Consider the following 16,002-nt stretch of genomic DNA (forward strand, 5'->3'; position numbering starts at 1 on the left):
ATAAATCCTCCTAGAAGCAATCGCTTCTTCGTCAGATTTCCTAATTTTCTGTCGGATTTTTAACGCTCTCACATCTTCTCTTCCAACTTGACATCTGGATATTTATCGGCAAACCAGCGCAAGGCAAAGTCATTTTCAAAGAGAAAGACAGGCTGGTCAAAGCGGTCCTTGGCTAAAATATTGCGGCTGGAGGACATACGCTCGTCCAGATCATCTGGTGAAATCCAGCGGACAGTCTTTTTACCCATGGGTGTCATGACTACTTCGGCATTGTATTCATTTTCCATGCGGTGCTTGAAGACTTCAAACTGAAGCTGGCCGACAGCTCCCAACATGTACTCACCAGTCTGGTAGTTGGTGTAGAGCTGGATGGCTCCTTCCTGAACTAGCTGCTCGATTCCCTTATGGAAGGACTTCTGCTTCATGACATTTTTAGCTGCAACCTTCATGAAAATTTCTGGGGTAAAAGTTGGAAGCGGTTCAAACTCAAATTTGTTTTTACCGACAGTCAAGGTATCGCCAACTTGGTAAGTGCCGGTATCGTAAACCCCAATGATATCTCCAGCCACCGCATTTTCTACATTTTCACGTGACTCAGCCATAAACTGGGTGACATTTGAGAGTTTGACAACTTTTTTGATACGGGTCAGATTCACACTCATGCCGCGCTCAAATTCACCCGATACGATGCGGACAAAAGCGATGCGGTCACGGTGTCTTGGATCCATATTGGCTTGGATTTTAAAGACAAATCCTGAAAAATCCTTATCCAGCGGGCTGATTTCCTGATTGTCTGTGGTTTTGTGTCCGTGAGGTTCTGGTGCAAACTCCAAGAAAGTGTCAAGAAAAGTCTGCACTCCAAAGTTGGTCAGGGCTGAACCAAAGAAGACAGGGGTTAATTCCCCATTAAAAATAGCTTCCTGTGAAAATTCATTTCCCGCTTCCCGTAGGAGTTCAATATCCTCTAAAACCTGAGCATAAAATGGGTTGTTGCCAAATATTTTTTCTCCCTCTTCGATGCTGGCAAAGCGCTCATCACCCTTATAAAGCTCCAGTCGCTGATTGTGCAAATCATAGAGACCTTCAAAGGATTTCCCCATCCCAATTGGCCAATTCATCGGATAGCTGGCAATGCCAAGTACTTCTTCTAATTCTTCCAGCAAATCAAGGGGTTCACGCCCGTCGCGGTCCAGTTTATTGATAAACGTAAAGACTGGGATATTGCGGTGTTTGACAACTTCAAAGAGCTTTTTAGTCTGAGCCTCAATCCCTTTGGCAGAGTCCACCACCATGACTGCGGCATCCACGGCCATGAGGGTGCGGTAGGTATCTTCTGAAAAATCTTCGTGCCCAGGTGTATCAAGAATATTGACCCGTTTTCCGGCATAGTCAAACTGCATGACAGAAGAGGTCACTGAAATCCCCCGCTGCTTCTCAATATCCATCCAGTCAGATTTTGCAAAGTTCCCGGTCTTCTTACCCTTGACCGTACCCGCTTCACGAATCTCACCCCCAAAATAGAGCAATTGCTCTGTGATAGTTGTTTTACCGGCATCTGGGTGAGAGATAATTGCAAAAGTTCGGCGTTTTTTTATTTCATCTTGAATCGTCATTATATCCTCTTTTTCTTTTTTATACTTTTTCTTTCGATTTCTATGAAAATTCTTATTACATTGGACTGCTCCTAACTTGTTTCAACTTACCTATTATAGCGGATTTAAAGGATTTTTTCAATTGCTTAGAACATATAAAAAATCGCTCTGTTTGAACTGCACCCCAAAAGTTAGATTTTTTCTGTCTAACTTTTGGGGTGCGGTTCAGTTCGAGCGATTTTCTGTTTCTTAATATAAGAAACTATATTTTAGAATCTCACAATCACACTAGCAAAGAGAAAAATTACTAATATCATGATTAAAACCAGTAAATAGATAATCCGTTGTTTCCTCATTTGAAGTTCTTCTTTTTCTTCTGATGTCATGGAAAAAATAGCCTTGTTTCGTTTTAATAAGTACAAAATCAATCCTTCTCCCCCTCGACCGCCAGTTGCCAAGAATCCCCAGAATTTAGGATGTTTCATCCCGCGAACCACAGCGTCTAATTCAACTAGTTTAAACAATTGATACACAAACAGCCCATTTGCTACGATGAGCAAACCAATCAAGGTCAATAGATACCAAGTCATGGTAGAACCTCCTATATTTTACGAATAATCTGCACCAGAATATACCCACTTGTCCCGGTTACCAGCGCCACTGCCAACAAGGTCAGTAGATAACTATTAGAGATTGGAGTGATAAAAATAAAGAAAAGAAACAGTAAACAAATATTACATATAAAGGCCAGCAAAATCTTTTTGTTGCTCTTTACAACGTTTGTCGAATCCTCTAAGTGCTGAATCATGCGCTCATATCCTTTCAGCAATTCATCCAAACTAACCTGATACAAATCACTTAACTGCAAAACATACAAAATATCCGGATAAAATTTTTCTGTTTCCCAATTTGAGATGGTTTGTCTAGATACATTTAATTTTTCTGCGACATTTTCTTGTGTCAAACCACTCATCTGACGTGCTTCTTTTAATTTTTTCCCAATTTCCATTATCCCTCTCCTATCTTTCTACCTTTATTTTACTATTTTCGTTTATAAAATCTAGCAAAATTTTTTTACATTTAGAAAAAATCCTGCCAAATAAACTTGACAGAAGATGTAATACTTAAAGCTTTAAACTAATTTTGATTGCTTTTTCCATCGCCTTTTAAAATATTCATCAAAAAGGAGCAAAGTGGTAGCCAGAACCAGTGAGACAAGTACGTAGTTCACCCAGATTCGGTCTCCTTTTATAAGCGGGGGATGAGTCATCAATCCATAATTTCCACCAGTTATGGCATTGACACCAACTAAAAACAAATCCAAAGCAAATGTGTAGCCCACAATCTCATACTTCTTCAACAGCTGCTTGTCATAGTGGTTGATAAGATAAACCAGCGAATTAACCAAGAGACAGTAATGCCCCAGAAGAAAAGAAAAGCTGGTGATATGCGGAAAATCATAGGGGTCAAAAACTGGATAACCAATGGCAAAAATCGCCCCGCTGACACCTAAAAGTGCAAAATACTGCTTGCTTCGGCATTTATCTGGCAGCAGCAACATGGCAAACATGGCTAAGCGGCAATGATAAAAAGGCAGATTATTTACAAATGAAATATGGAAACCAAAATACCAAGAATAAAGTATAACTAATTGAAAAGCTTGTAAATATTTAAAAGTTTTTTGATACAATGGGTTTTGCGCATAGTGAACTGAAATGTAAATGAGGAACAAGAGAATTCCTATCATCGTCACATAGCCCATAGCAGAAATGGGAGGTGGTGCTGTCTTTTGAGTTGTTAAAAAATTAGGGAACTATATACCAGTTTACACCAAACAGAATATGTAGAAATTTCGGTAATAAATATTATTCCCAATTGTCAAGTCAAGTGCATTATTTAACAGTGCATGTATATATGCTTTTCCTTTATTTTGCAACTCGGTTTCAAATCTATCCATATTGTCATCTAATATATGGTCTAAATTTTTAATCAACTCTCTATTGGGGTCAAAATAAATATCAGCAGGATTACTAAAAAAATGAGGAACTTTTGGGGTTACTTCAAAATGGTTCAAAAAATCCCAATCAGAAACTTTTCTAAAACCGTATAAATGCTAATAATACTCTTCGCTACTATCAAAAGTGTTAAAAAGACATATAATATCCTCTCCATTTTCTGTTAACAATCCTGTATTAAAAGAAGCATAAGATTCATCCTTATTTACAACAACATATTCCTCTCCTAATTCAAATGCTCTACTAAATGTATGTATCACATAACTGTATAAGATATTGTTCTCTTTAATTGAATTAGCTGAAGTCCAGTTCTCGCTTTCTGCTAACTCGCTTAATTCTTGAAGTTTGGAGTTTAAACTTTCTGGTCTTCCTAAAAATGCAAAATTCCAAATCATTTCGTCCGAATTTTTATCTTTAGCCAAATAATCTTTAAGTGCTTTCATATAGTTTACTTCCTTCATTTTAATATATCTCTATTATATCTATATCAAAATTTTTAGATTTCGTGTAGTAGAACTTTACATTTTTATTGACAAACATTCCTGTTTTCGGTATAATACAATCAAGAAGTAAGGAGTACCAGTAATGAAGTTTGAATTTAAGTCACTATTTGATTTACAATCAGCTTTTCCTGATGAACAGTCATGCATAGACCATTTAGAAAATATGATTTGGGGCGATGTGATTATCAGCCCTTTTGATGCTACTTCAAAGGTTTATAAGTGCAAAGGAAATAAATACCGTTGTAAAAATACTGGCAAATACTTCAATATCAAGACTGGCACTCTTTTTGACAATACCAAAATTGAACTGCGTAAATGGTTCATGGCGATTTGGCTTGTAACCTCCCACAAAAAAGGGATTTCTTCAGTGCAACTATCAAAAGATATTGGTGTTACTCAAAAAACGGCATGGTTTATGTTAGAACGTATTCGCAAATGTTTTGGTACTGAAAATAACAATAGCCTTGATGATGTTGTAGAAGTTGATGAAACCTATATTGGCGGTAAAAACAAGAACCGTCATAACTCAAAGAAAGTCAAAAATGCACAAGGACGTTTGCTGAAGGACAAATCCGCAGTAGTTGGTATGGTACAACACCAAGGGAAAGTCAACACTCATCATGTGCCAGATACAAAAACGAAAACATTGACTGAGCAAATCGTCAAATATGTCAAAGAGACTGCACAACTTTACACGGACGAATGGCTAGGTTATAATAAAGTGGCTAAGATGTATCAACATGACTTTGTAAATCACGGTGCTCGTGAGTATGTACAAAGCGATGTCTATACTAACACGATTGAAGGCTTTTGGGCTGTATTGAAACGTGGCGTATTAGGGATTTATCACTCATGGTCTAAAAAATATCTTCAGGACTATGTAGATGAGTTTGTTTTCCGTTATAACACTCGTGATTATTCGGATAGTCAGCGTTTTAATCTTTTACTTTCAAATGTCTGTGTCCGTACTAAATATAGGGAGCTGATTTATGGCTACTAATACACTAAGCGATTTACATTTTGAGTTAGAAAGGTCTATCGCACGAAGAGTTGATAGCAAGCTGATTGGCTATCAAGTTAGTCTTTCTGATAGATTTTATGACAAGTATACAAAATTCTGGGATAAAAAGTATAGTTTTGATTTTGTTACTAACCATCGCTCTTTTTATGCTCAGCTAACGAAAACTTGTGTTTATGATGCGTTGAAAGAAAGCATCAAAAAAGTGGATAGAAAAGCAATTGCTAGACACATAGCGGAGCTGGAAGCTTTGATTGATGTCGCCGAAAGCAAAGAGGAATTTCAGAACTTTTTCAAGAAAAAGTATCGTCTGAAATTCCCTGATTTGAGTGACTGTGTTTATCCAAAGAAAAAAGAACTATCTGATTTTGATAAGAAACTCTGGATAGCCATGCACTATAACCCTAGAGATAACAAGGGGGAACAATAATGATAACATGGTATGATTATATGGTAAGAGCCAGCGAACATGCTGGAAGTGACGGCGACTTATGGTTTCGTTACCTCTACAAAGTTATTCAAGATGACGAAACAAAACTGACTGATGAGGATGTGGAACAACTATTGAAAAATCCTAGTCTAACTCCTTTCCAAAAAATAACTCTTCAGGATGCTTTGACAGAAGGCACTCATACTAGAAAGCATGTCTTGCAAGCAAACCGTAAAAGTCAGCCCAAAGATATTCTAAAGCTGTTTAGAGAGGGGAATTATGGATAAGAAAGTTTTATTTGAAGCCCTCAATACAGAACTAGCCAAGGAAAATATTGACCTAGAAATTATCTGTGTTGGTGGGTTTGTTCTGGAGTATTACAATCTCCGAGGGACACAAGATGTCGATGCCTTTTATCAAGAAGATGCCAAAATCAGAAGCATTATTGAGAAAGTTGGTAATGATTTCGGAGTAAATGAACCTGATGAGTTATGGCTGAACAACAATGTTGCAAATATGAATAAACTACCGCCACGGTCTATCTGTGAGAAGGCATTTAGCTATTCAAATCTAACTATTCTTGTACCACCACTATCTTACATTCTCGGAATGAAACTAGACAGCGGACGAGATAGAGATAGGCAGGATGCTGGGGAAATTATTAAACTAGTGAAAATTCGTTCTATAAAAGATGTTATCACTAAACTAAAAGAATATGGATTTCAACCCGATATTTCGATGGTTTTAGAAGTCTTTGAAATCGCCTATGGTATGGAGTGGTTGGCAGAGTATATGAGAGAATACTCTGAAGAGTTTAGACATTATTAAAAGACGATTTCCGTTTGGAAGTCGCCTTTTTTTGATAGTCTTGAATACTATATGTTGTACCTAGTGTAAACTGGTATATAGTTCCCAAAAATTATTCAGCACAGCTTAATTTTCCTGTCTTACTGTTTCTTCTTGTTCTTGTCTAATTTGTTTAAAAATCAAAGAAACCACGAAAATTGCTAAAATCAAGGTCAATGAAACAAAAATATAATTAGCAATCATTCCATGATTTCCAACTAAAGGTGGTACTTTCAAAAAACCATAATTTCCGCCACTCACCAGATTTACAAATATCAATAAAAGATTCATACTAAAGCTAATCTCTACAATTCGCCGTAAATTCAACTGCTCACTATCATAATGATTCAGCAAATATGTGAGAGAATTTCCCAAAAGAGCATAGTGACCAATCAAATAGGAGACTAAAGTGATGTGAGGAAAAGCAAATGGGTCAAATAAAGGATATACCAATGCACAAATAGGTCCAAATACTCCTAAAAGCGCAAAATACTGTTTATAGGTTGAAGAATCAGGCAGTAGCAAAACAGCAAACATCGCCAATCTGCAATGATAAAAAGGAAGTGATTCAGAAATTGGTGACAAGGTCACAATATACCAGCCATAAAGCACTAAAATTTGTAAACCTTGTACAGCTTTCAAAAAGTTCTGATAGCGCCTGTTTTTATGATATTTTACAGCACTATACATGACATAAATGATTCCTAAAAACATCATTCCATACCAAAATGGAGTTAATTGAGGGGCCTCCGTTTTATGACTTGTAAAAAATTCTTGTAGATTCATCTCCTACTCATCCATCCTATTACTTAATTCTTTGATAACACTTAGCTTTCTTGTTGTAGCGACAATACCTAACTTCTTTTCAAGAAAATTATTATTTAACTTCTTTTTTCTGGCATCTCTTGGTAAATACATATAAAGGCAAGCTTCTCCAACTGCAAATATTTCGTCTGTAAAGTTCATTGCTTGTAGTTCTGCCAATTGCTCCGTTGGAATGTGATTGTTTGTAAAAACGAGATGAATCCGTGACGAATCCAACTCCTCAGAAAAGGGATTTCCTAAAATAGCATTTTCTAAATCAGACTTTTCTTTTACGATAATGGATAAATTTGCACCAATGCTTTCCAATATCACCTGATGCATGTGTTGTGCTAATTCTTCAGCTGGTAGGCTTGTTTCGCAAATCACATTGCCTGATTGAATATAACTTGAAACATTATCTAAACCAGATTGTTCCAACATTTGAACCAAATCACTCATCTTAGGGATCCGATTTGGTCCTGTTGGCATCACACCACGAAGGAGGGCAAGATACTGTACTTTATTTGTTACCCTTCATTCTCCAATTCCTCCACTAAACTAGCTAAGTTCATAGAGTTACTTCCTTTTATCAGCAATTGGTCCGTTGGTTTGAGTGCTTCTTTAACAGCTTTTACTAAGTCAGAAAATTGATCTTTTTCAGCATTTTTTACAAAATAATGGGCTTTTCCAGGCGGGAAAATTTCCTTAGCATAGGCAAATAGAGCAGCCATGTCCTCTCCATAAAGGAAAATTTCTGAGAGAATTTCTGGATTTAGGCTGGTTATCATGGCACCGTGCATTTGTTTAGAATCAGCCCCCAATTCTTTCATATCAGCTAAAACTGCCAGTTTCCGACCTTTTTCATTAAACGGAATCGTTGAAAATGTCTCTAAAATCAATCGCATAGCGGTTGGATTGGCATTGTAAACATCTGAAAGGATATCCGCACCATTTTTAGCTTTCTTCCACTCGGTGCGATTTCGTGTTAATTCAAGCGTTGCAAATGCTTTTTGGATCTTATCTTGTGTTACTCCTTCTTTCAATGCCACATAAGCTGCAATCATGGCATTTGTTGCATTGTATTTCCCAGTTACTGGAAGGTCAATGGCGTTATCTAAGAAATTGGTTTCAAAAGTCAAACTATCTTTTCGTTCTTCTAATTTCGTTAGGAAAATATCTTCGTCTGGACCAAAACGGACTACATTTTGCTGGCTCGGTAGAAAATCATTGATAATCTTGTCCGCTGGAACGATTAAAAGCCCCCCCTCTTTCATGCCGTTGGCAATTTGCATTTTTCCTTTTGCAATTTCATGACGACTTTTAAAGAATTCTAAATGCGCTTCGCCAATCAGCGTCACAATACCTACTTTTGGCTGAGCAATTGTGGACAGAAGGTGAATATCCCCCATGTGATCTTGTCCCATTTCCAAAACCAATTTTTCGGTGTCATCTGGCATGTGTAAAACCGTATAAGGAAGACCAATTTCATTATTGTAGTTTCCTTGCGTTTTATAGGTTTTATAAGTTGTTGACAAGAGGTGAGCCAGCATATCTTTGGTCGTCGTCTTACCGTTAGAACCTGTGACCGCAAAGACATCTACCTTCATTTTTTCCAGATAATACTGTGCCAAACGCTGCAACGCTGCCAATACATCATCAACTAAAATAGAAGGATAGTCGTCCAATTCTTTTTCTGACAAGGTTGCCACAGCACCATTTTCAAATGCTGTCGCAATAAAGTCATGCCCGTCACGTGCTCCTTTAAGAGGCAAAAATAAATCCCCTTCTTCAATCAATCGGCTGTCAAATTCTACATTTCTAAATGTACAATTCGGAAATTGATGAACATCATTTTTGGCTTTCAATACAGAAGCTACTTCATAGAACGTTAATTGCATTTTTCTCACCTATATGTCTTAAATTTCTCTAACTCTCTCATTATACCACAGAATAACCTACTTTTACACATACTAGCTAAAGACATACTAAAACAATAGAAAAAAGAACCTTTCGGTTCTTTCAATCTTGTCTCACAACAAATGTTTTTCATGTTTTGTAAACGTTTCTTGGGCTAAAAGGACTAATTTCTCAATCAAATCCGTATAAGAAATGCCCATATTTTCCCAAAGCAGCGGATACATCGACCATTGAGTGAAACCTGGCATCGTATTTAGCTCATTAAGGAGAATCTCGCCCTTATCAGTATAAAAGAAATCGCAACGAGATAAACCAACACCGCCGATAGCATGAAATGCTTTTTCAGCATATTGACGCATAGTGGCAATGACATCTTCTGATAGTTTTGCAGGAATATCCATAGTGATTTTATTGTCAATGTATTTAGCTTCGTAATCATAGAAAGCAACATCTTTCACTACCTCACCTGGTAAACTGCTTTGGGCTTCTTCGTTCCCAAGTAAACCAACTTCAATTTCACGCGCATTGACACCTTGCTCAATCAAGACACGACTATCGTATTTGAAAGCTAACTTAAGAGCAGAACGCAGTTCATCTTGATTTTCAGACTTAGAAATGCCGACGCTAGAACCCATATTGGACGGTTTGGTAAAAACTGGATAAGTTAGATTGGCTTCTACTGCTGCAATCTTTTCGTCTATGTTTTCCCCTTCAATCACTGCTACATAGGGAACTTGCGGAATGCCGGCAGAAGCTAATACACGTTTAGTCGTGATTTTATCCATAGCCACACTAGAAGAAAGAATATTGCAACCCACATAAGGCATTTTCAACACTTCAAGAAATCCTTGGATAGACCCGTCTTCTCCCATTGGACCATGCAGAACCGGGAACACAACTGCCCCTTCTTCGTAAATATCACTTGGTTTAATCTTTTGACTTGCAACAACAGTATCGTTGGTCATTAATTTTTCATCGTCGGTAGGTTTGCTTGAAAATTCTTGCGTCTTGATGAAATCACCTGCTTGTGTGATGAAATAAGTCTTCACAAAGAATTTATCATAGTCAATCGCACGCATGACACTCTCCGCTGATAAGACAGAGACCTTTCTTTCCGCACTGCGACCACCGTAAAGGAGAATAATTTGTTGTTTTGCCATTTTTATACCTAACCTTCTTATCTTAAAAGAAATCTACAAATTTAATCGCTTTTTAGTATATCATATTTTAGATTGTTTTTGAATAGAAAAAGAGCTTCCATTTTCTTTTAAAGGAAAGCTCTATTTTCTTTTTTACAATTCTGTGCGATTCTCAATAGCCCGAAGCAGCGTCACTTCGTCTGCATATTCAATATCAGAACCAACTGCTAATCCACGAGCCAGGCGCGTGACCTTGATACCAGCTGGTTTTAACACCCGCGAGATATACATGGAAGTCGCTTCACCATCTGCTGTCGCATTGGTTGCCACAATTACCTCTGTTACCTCACTATCCATCAACCGCGTAATGAGACTTTTCAGATTGATGTCGTCTGGTCCGACACCATTCATAGGAGAAATCAATCCTTGCAAAACATGGTATAAACCATGGTATTCTTGGATATTTTCCATAGCAGATACATCTCGACTATCTTCTACAACCAAAATAGTAGATTGATCACGTGTCTCATCGGTGCAGATAGCACAAGGATCATCATCTGTTAGATTACCACAAATAGAACAATAGGTCAGCTCACGTTTTGCTGCAAGCAAATTTTTAGCAAATTCATTGACATCATCATCACTCATACCAATCGTATAAAACGCCAAACGCGTTGCTGTTTTTATACCAATTCCTGGTAATTTAGAAAAGCTATCAATCAATTTTGCAATCGGTGTTGGATAAAGCATAGTATCCTTTCTAATTCATTGGATGTTGTTGTTGATACAAGTTAATAATATCACGAGTTATACTATGACTAACGGTTGACGATAAGTTTGTATTATGCGGGAACACAACTGCCACTGCAATTTGCGGGTTGTTACTTGGCGCATAAGCCACTACATTCGTATTAATGGCTTCCTTTCCACCCGCAAAGGTTTCTGCTGTCCCTGTTTTGGCGCTAATCGGCACTGCTTCACCTTGTGACAAAGTACGCCCTGTAGTAAATCCGCTTGTACCATGAACTACTTGATAAAAACCTTGTCGAATCAAATCCATATTCTCTTTTGAAATATCAACTTTATTCAGCTCTTTGGTCAACTTGGATTCAATCAGCTTTCCAAGACCACCCGTCTCATTGTTGTCATAAATTCCTTCTACTAAGTGTGGTGCAATACGGGTACCGCCATTAGCTACCGTTGCAGCATATTGCGCCAGCTGCATTGGAGTATAGTTATCAAACTGCCCAAAAGCATTGGTTAAGTAGTTCGCAAACGTATATTTCTTAGGTGTGTAACCTTCTGATTCACTTGGTAAATCAATTCCTGTAGATGCTCCCAAACCATATTGAGCAAAAGCTTTACGCAATTTGTCCATAGAGGAATCCAAATTCGTCAAATCAATCGCCATATTGGGCGTATAAGGCGTTCCCATCATATTTAAAGCTAGTTGAACCATATAAGTATTGGATGAATATTCTAGTGCCTCTAAAGCCGTAATTTGACGAGCCCCATATTGCGTGAACCAAGAAGTGATGGCAGAGGAGCCTCCAAAAGAAATTGGTTGATCCGTCATGACTTGATTTCCTGTGATGGCTCCAGATTCCCAGCCAGCTGTTAAAGTAGCTCCTTTCACCACAGAACCCGGTACAAAGTTGTTCATAATCGTTCCAAGAGAGTCTGTTGTTAGTTCTCCTGTATTGGTATCGTGCTTCAGACCAGCCATGGCTAAAATAGCACCTGTTTTAGGATTCATCGCAACAGCATAGACCCCTTCAGAATATGTCGCATTTCCACTCGCTAATTCCGCACTAAAATACTTTCTCAAAATGTCTTCTACACCGTTCTGAAAAGCTAAATCTGTTGTTAATTTTAGATTATTTCCCTTACTACCATTGGAAATATTTTTCACGCTTTCCATATTTCCATTTTTATCAAGATTGATTTCTTTGACTGCGCGTTTTCCTTGAAGTGTAGACTCATATTGTTTTTCCAAATAACTCGTCCCAACACGATCATTAAGGGAATATCCTTTTTTCAAATAAGTATCCACTTCTTCTGCGGGTAGCCCTGCCTTTTCACTTGAAACACTTCCGATGATAGAAGCCAAAGAAGTATCCAACACTTTCCTGTCCCAGCTGGTGGTAATACTGATACCAGACAGTTCTTTCGAGCTAGAGGCGATTGTCGCAATCTGATCAGCTGATAAATTATCCGTACGAATATTTCCCGTTTCAAAATTAGAAATAGCATTCATCTGACTGAACAAATAAATAGCTTTTTTATCTTCATCTGAGTAGTTTAACTTTGCTACATCAACACTCTTAACGGCATTATTATAAATCTTAGACTCTGCCAAACGATTTCCATCTGTACCATATTTTTTATTTTTAGGCAGCTGATTAACGACCTTCTTATAAACCTCGCTGTCTGCCAAATAATAATCTACTTGTTGACGCTCAGTAACATCTGCGTTGGAAATAGAAACCAATGGAAGCAATTTTTGAGCAATTTCTTTAATCTCTGCAGCCGTCATTTTGTTGCTACGTGTGAAAGAGACGACTTGCTTGGTTGTATTCTCAACCAACGGTTTCCCACTCGCATCATAAATCTGACCACGAACCGAACTGGTCGTCACTTTAGTCTTGCTAGCTGTCGCTAATTTTTTTGTATAAAAATCTCTATGGACAACCTGCATATAGCCCAAACGCACAATCAAACTCATAAACAGTAAAATCACAATTCCAAATAATAAATTCAAGCGTCGTGGGATTGAATGGTTATTAAATGTTCTTTTTTTCTTAGACATGGTATCTCTCATTCTAGTCAAAATGCTATCTTTTATTGTACCATAAATCCACCTAAATGAAGTCGTGGAAAATGGAAAACACTGAGAAAAAACACAAACTAGAAAGAAAAAACTCGCAACACTTTAAAAAGCCCTGCTTGCGCAGAGCTTACAATATTTTATTGGGCTTATTTCCCAAGATAGTATTCGTTGACAAGATTCAATTTTTCATCAAATTCAAATACAAGCGGTGGGAAATTAGGAATTTCCACATTCATGATTTCATCATCTGATAATTGTTTGATATGTTTTACAAGGGCACGGATAGAATTACCATGTGCACCTACGAATACATTTTTACCGTCTTTCAAAGCTGGAGCGATTTTATCTTCCCAGAATGGAAGAGCACGTTCCAAGGTTACTTTCAAGTTTTCTGCATCTGGAATAACTGAGTCATCAAGATTTGCATAGCGACGGTCAGTATGTGCTGAATATTGATCATCTTTTGCCATAGCTGGTGGCAATACATCATAGGAACGACGCCAAATATGAACTTGTTCGTCACCCCATTTTTCAGCTGCTTCAGCTTTATTTTGACCTGTCAAACCGCCATAATGACGTTCATTCAAGCGCCACGATTTTTCAACTGGTACCCAAAGTTGATCTGCCGCTTCAAGAGCAAGATTTGTTGTTTTAATAGCACGTGTCAAAACAGATGTGTATGCTTGGTCAAACTCAATACCAGCTTCTTTAATCAATTTACCAGCATCAATAGCTTGTTGCGTTCCCTTTTCAGACAAATCAACATCAGCCCAACCTGTAAAGAGGTTTGCTTTGTTCCATTCAGACTCACCGTGGCGAGCAAAAACTAATTTTACCATTAGAAATTCTCCTTTGATTTTTGAAAACTGTCTCACAGTCACTACTATATTTTACAAAATTTTTTCAAAAAAATCCAGTATCAATGGGAGAATATTTGATTTTTGATAATTTACTTTATTCAAGCGTATACATCAATTCCTTAACTATTTTTCGAGCACTCAGGACAAATTCCGTACATCAAGACTTGTGTCTTTGTAATTTTATAACCTGTTTGTTCTTCAGCTTCGCGCTTCAAATCAGGTATATCTACATCTTCAAAGTCTGCAATTCGACCACATTTTTCACAAACAACATTCAGATGTTCGTGCCCCATAAAATCAAAATAAGTCGTTTTATCATGGCTAATCTTAATTTCTTCTACAAAGCCCTCTTCCACCAAAACTTTGAGATTATTATAAACTGTTGCTAAACTCATATTAGGAAAGTCAGGAAGTAAATCATGATAAATTGCTTCCGCACTTGGGTGTTCATGTGTCCGAATCATATAGGCAATGACTGCCTTTCTAGTCTCTGTAATACGGACTCCCTTTGTTTTCAATCGTTGAATAACGTTTTCATAATCACCTTGATCCGTGAGTTCTAAATAAGGATGTGACTTCATTTCCTACCTGCTCATGATTTTTTCCTTTATTATATCACGAAAATAGAAAAATGCGTATTTAGAATGATTGCAAATAAATGCAAATGATAAAGTTAGTCTCCTTATCTGCCCTTTTACAAGAAAAAAACCTATTGCTCAACGCCGAAACGTTGATACAATAGGCTTTTTAAAATTGCATTATTTAACAGCGTCTTTAAGAGCTTTACCTGCTTTAAATGCTGGTACTTTAGAAGCTGCAATTGTGATTTCTGCACCAGTTTGTGGGTTGCGACCTTTACGAGCTGCACGTTCACGAACTTCAAAGTTACCAAAACCAATCAATTGAACTTTTTCACCAGCTGCAAGGTATTCAGTCACTGCTGCAAATACAGCGTCAACTGCTGCTGCTGAATCTTTCTTAGTCAATTCTGTAGCTTCTGCTACTTTTGCAATCAAATCTTGTTTGTTAGCCATTTAACAAATCCTCCAAAAAATTTTATGAGTTAGCAGTTACTAACTCTAACAAGTATTATCATATCTAAAAATTACTATTAGGTCAAGCACAAAACGAACTTTTTTCTATCTTTCCAAAAATATCCAACTTATTCATAGCGAACAAGAACTGCCCAAGCATTTTCCCCAGTATGTGTTTGGATAATAGAACCCGTTTCTAAAACAGGAATCGGAGCTGTCACAAATTGTTGCAACACCTGTTTCATCTCATTTGCCAACTCAGCAGTCCCTGCATACGAGATTCCAATCTCAGCCACTTTTTTATCTTTTAAGCCTTCAGCTAAATCATTGACCCATTTTTTAAAGGTTTTTACACCACGCCCCTTAACAATCGGTTGTAATTCGTGGTTTTTCATTTGCATAACCACTCGGATATTAAGCAGCGAACTGAGAAGACCAGTCACACGACTAATACGACCGCCTTTTACAAGATTTTCAAGCGTTGAAACACCAATATACAATTCTGTTTTTTCGCGCACTTCTTCGATTTTTGCTAAAATAGCATCAAAGTCTGCACCTTCTTTTGCTAGTTTTGCAGCTTCAACCACTTGAAACTTCAATGCTTGATCCGTAAAGGAGCTATCAATCACTGTTACATCCACATTTGCCAAGGTTGCACCTTGACGTGCAGCTTCGACCGTTCCAGATAAAGCATGCGACATATGAATAGATATGATTTTATCGGCAGTTTCTCCGAGTGTTTCAAAGATTTCTGCAAAAACACCAACTGGTGGTTGACTGGTCTTCGGTAGATTTTTACTTGACTGCATCAGATGAAGAAATTCTCCTTCTTTTAAGTCAGCGTCTGAATAAACAACACCGTCTACCATTACAGACAAAGGGACGATTGTAATCTCTAAATCCTCTACAACTTGCGGTTCAATCGTAATAGATGAATCCGTTACAATTTTGATTTTTGTCATGGTTTTCCTACTTTTATAAATTTTATCTATTTAATTTATTATATCAAAAAAA

At 37.5% G+C, this 16,002-nt stretch carries 18 protein-coding genes and 1 pseudogene; 4 read left to right on the forward strand and 15 right to left on the reverse strand.

Annotated features, from left to right (window positions below):
* Positions 1-68: 68 nt before the first annotated feature.
* The 5 genes and pseudogenes from SanJ4206_RS06755 to SanJ4206_RS06775 all read right to left on the reverse strand — a co-directional run bounded on the left by SanJ4206_RS06755 (position 69) and on the right by SanJ4206_RS06775 (position 4,068).
* Positions 69-1,613 carry a peptide chain release factor 3 gene (locus SanJ4206_RS06755; RefSeq protein ID WP_003030060.1) on the reverse strand — a complete coding sequence of 515 codons (1,545 nt, stop codon included), beginning with the start codon at positions 1,611-1,613 and terminating at the stop codon, positions 69-71.
* 248 nt (positions 1,614-1,861) lie between these two features.
* Complete coding sequence (locus SanJ4206_RS06760) at positions 1,862-2,182, reverse strand: hypothetical protein (protein WP_003030061.1); 321 nt, start codon at positions 2,180-2,182, stop codon at positions 1,862-1,864.
* Between the two features lie 11 nt (positions 2,183-2,193).
* Positions 2,194-2,601, reverse strand: coding sequence for a helix-turn-helix domain-containing protein (locus SanJ4206_RS06765; RefSeq protein ID WP_003030062.1), 408 nt, complete (start codon positions 2,599-2,601; stop codon positions 2,194-2,196).
* A gap of 123 nt (positions 2,602-2,724) precedes the next feature.
* Entirely contained in the window at positions 2,725-3,354 is a 630-nt protein-coding gene (locus tag SanJ4206_RS06770) for a YwaF family protein (protein WP_003030063.1), read from the reverse strand.
* Between the two features lie 63 nt (positions 3,355-3,417).
* Positions 3,418-4,068, reverse strand: a pseudogene (locus SanJ4206_RS06775) (DUF3825 domain-containing protein).
* A gap of 124 nt (positions 4,069-4,192) precedes the next feature.
* Here SanJ4206_RS06775 and SanJ4206_RS06780 point away from each other — a divergent pair.
* From SanJ4206_RS06780 to SanJ4206_RS06795, 4 genes are read left to right on the forward strand one after another with little or no spacing between them, the layout of a single operon-like run.
* The gene (locus SanJ4206_RS06780; RefSeq protein ID WP_003030066.1) at positions 4,193-5,110 is read left to right on the forward strand and encodes an IS1595 family transposase; all 918 of its coding nucleotides are present in this window, start codon (positions 4,193-4,195) and stop codon (positions 5,108-5,110) included.
* A complete protein-coding gene (locus SanJ4206_RS06785) occupies positions 5,100-5,558 on the forward strand; it encodes a hypothetical protein (RefSeq protein ID WP_003030068.1) in 459 nt (152 codons plus the stop codon). Before SanJ4206_RS06780 ends, SanJ4206_RS06785 begins: the two co-directional genes overlap by 11 nt.
* Complete coding sequence (locus tag SanJ4206_RS06790; RefSeq protein ID WP_003030069.1) at positions 5,558-5,845, forward strand: hypothetical protein; 288 nt, start codon at positions 5,558-5,560, stop codon at positions 5,843-5,845. The genes SanJ4206_RS06785 and SanJ4206_RS06790 overlap by 1 nt, the downstream gene beginning before the upstream one ends.
* On the forward strand, positions 5,838-6,386 hold the full coding sequence (locus SanJ4206_RS06795; protein ID WP_003030070.1) for a DUF6036 family nucleotidyltransferase: 549 nt from the start codon (positions 5,838-5,840) through the stop codon (positions 6,384-6,386). The genes SanJ4206_RS06790 and SanJ4206_RS06795 overlap by 8 nt, the downstream gene beginning before the upstream one ends.
* 105 nt (positions 6,387-6,491) lie before the next feature.
* On the opposite strand, the gene SanJ4206_RS06800 is transcribed toward SanJ4206_RS06795, so the two are convergent.
* The 10 genes from SanJ4206_RS06800 to SanJ4206_RS06845 form a co-directional block, all read right to left on the reverse strand.
* The gene (locus SanJ4206_RS06800; protein ID WP_003030072.1) at positions 6,492-7,190 is read right to left on the reverse strand and encodes a YwaF family protein; all 699 of its coding nucleotides are present in this window, start codon (positions 7,188-7,190) and stop codon (positions 6,492-6,494) included.
* A 3-nt stretch (positions 7,191-7,193) separates the two neighbouring features.
* On the reverse strand, positions 7,194-7,697 hold the full coding sequence (locus SanJ4206_RS06805) for a DUF1697 domain-containing protein (RefSeq protein ID WP_003030073.1): 504 nt from the start codon (positions 7,695-7,697) through the stop codon (positions 7,194-7,196).
* Positions 7,698-7,735: 38 nt separating this feature from the next.
* Positions 7,736-9,106: a UDP-N-acetylmuramoyl-tripeptide--D-alanyl-D-alanine ligase gene (locus SanJ4206_RS06810; protein ID WP_003030074.1), complete on the reverse strand. Its 1,371-nt coding sequence runs from the start codon at positions 9,104-9,106 to the stop codon at positions 7,736-7,738.
* A 132-nt stretch (positions 9,107-9,238) separates the two neighbouring features.
* The gene (locus tag SanJ4206_RS06815; RefSeq protein WP_003030147.1) at positions 9,239-10,285 is read right to left on the reverse strand and encodes a D-alanine--D-alanine ligase; all 1,047 of its coding nucleotides are present in this window, start codon (positions 10,283-10,285) and stop codon (positions 9,239-9,241) included.
* 132 nt (positions 10,286-10,417) lie between these two features.
* Positions 10,418-11,014, reverse strand: a complete 597-nt coding sequence (gene recR, locus SanJ4206_RS06820) for a recombination mediator RecR (protein WP_003030149.1) — start codon at positions 11,012-11,014, stop codon at positions 10,418-10,420.
* A gap of 10 nt (positions 11,015-11,024) precedes the next feature.
* Positions 11,025-13,085, reverse strand: a complete 2,061-nt coding sequence (gene pbp2b / locus SanJ4206_RS06825; protein WP_003030150.1) for a penicillin-binding protein PBP2B — start codon at positions 13,083-13,085, stop codon at positions 11,025-11,027.
* 155 nt (positions 13,086-13,240) lie between these two features.
* A complete protein-coding gene (locus SanJ4206_RS06830) occupies positions 13,241-13,933 on the reverse strand; it encodes a phosphoglycerate mutase (protein ID WP_022525049.1) in 693 nt (230 codons plus the stop codon).
* A 140-nt stretch (positions 13,934-14,073) separates the two neighbouring features.
* Positions 14,074-14,535, reverse strand: coding sequence for a peroxide-responsive transcriptional repressor PerR (gene perR / locus SanJ4206_RS06835; protein WP_003030152.1), 462 nt, complete (start codon positions 14,533-14,535; stop codon positions 14,074-14,076).
* Between the two features lie 177 nt (positions 14,536-14,712).
* Positions 14,713-14,988 (reverse strand): HU family DNA-binding protein, encoded by a 276-nt coding sequence (locus SanJ4206_RS06840; protein WP_003023726.1) that lies wholly within the window; start codon positions 14,986-14,988, stop codon positions 14,713-14,715.
* Positions 14,989-15,116: 128 nt separating this feature from the next.
* Positions 15,117-15,950 carry a DegV family protein gene (locus tag SanJ4206_RS06845; RefSeq protein ID WP_003030154.1) on the reverse strand — a complete coding sequence of 278 codons (834 nt, stop codon included), beginning with the start codon at positions 15,948-15,950 and terminating at the stop codon, positions 15,117-15,119.
* Positions 15,951-16,002: the final 52 nt, after the last annotated feature.

It is taken from the genome of Streptococcus anginosus (genome assembly GCF_001697145.1).
Classification (GTDB): domain Bacteria; phylum Bacillota; class Bacilli; order Lactobacillales; family Streptococcaceae; genus Streptococcus; species Streptococcus hominis.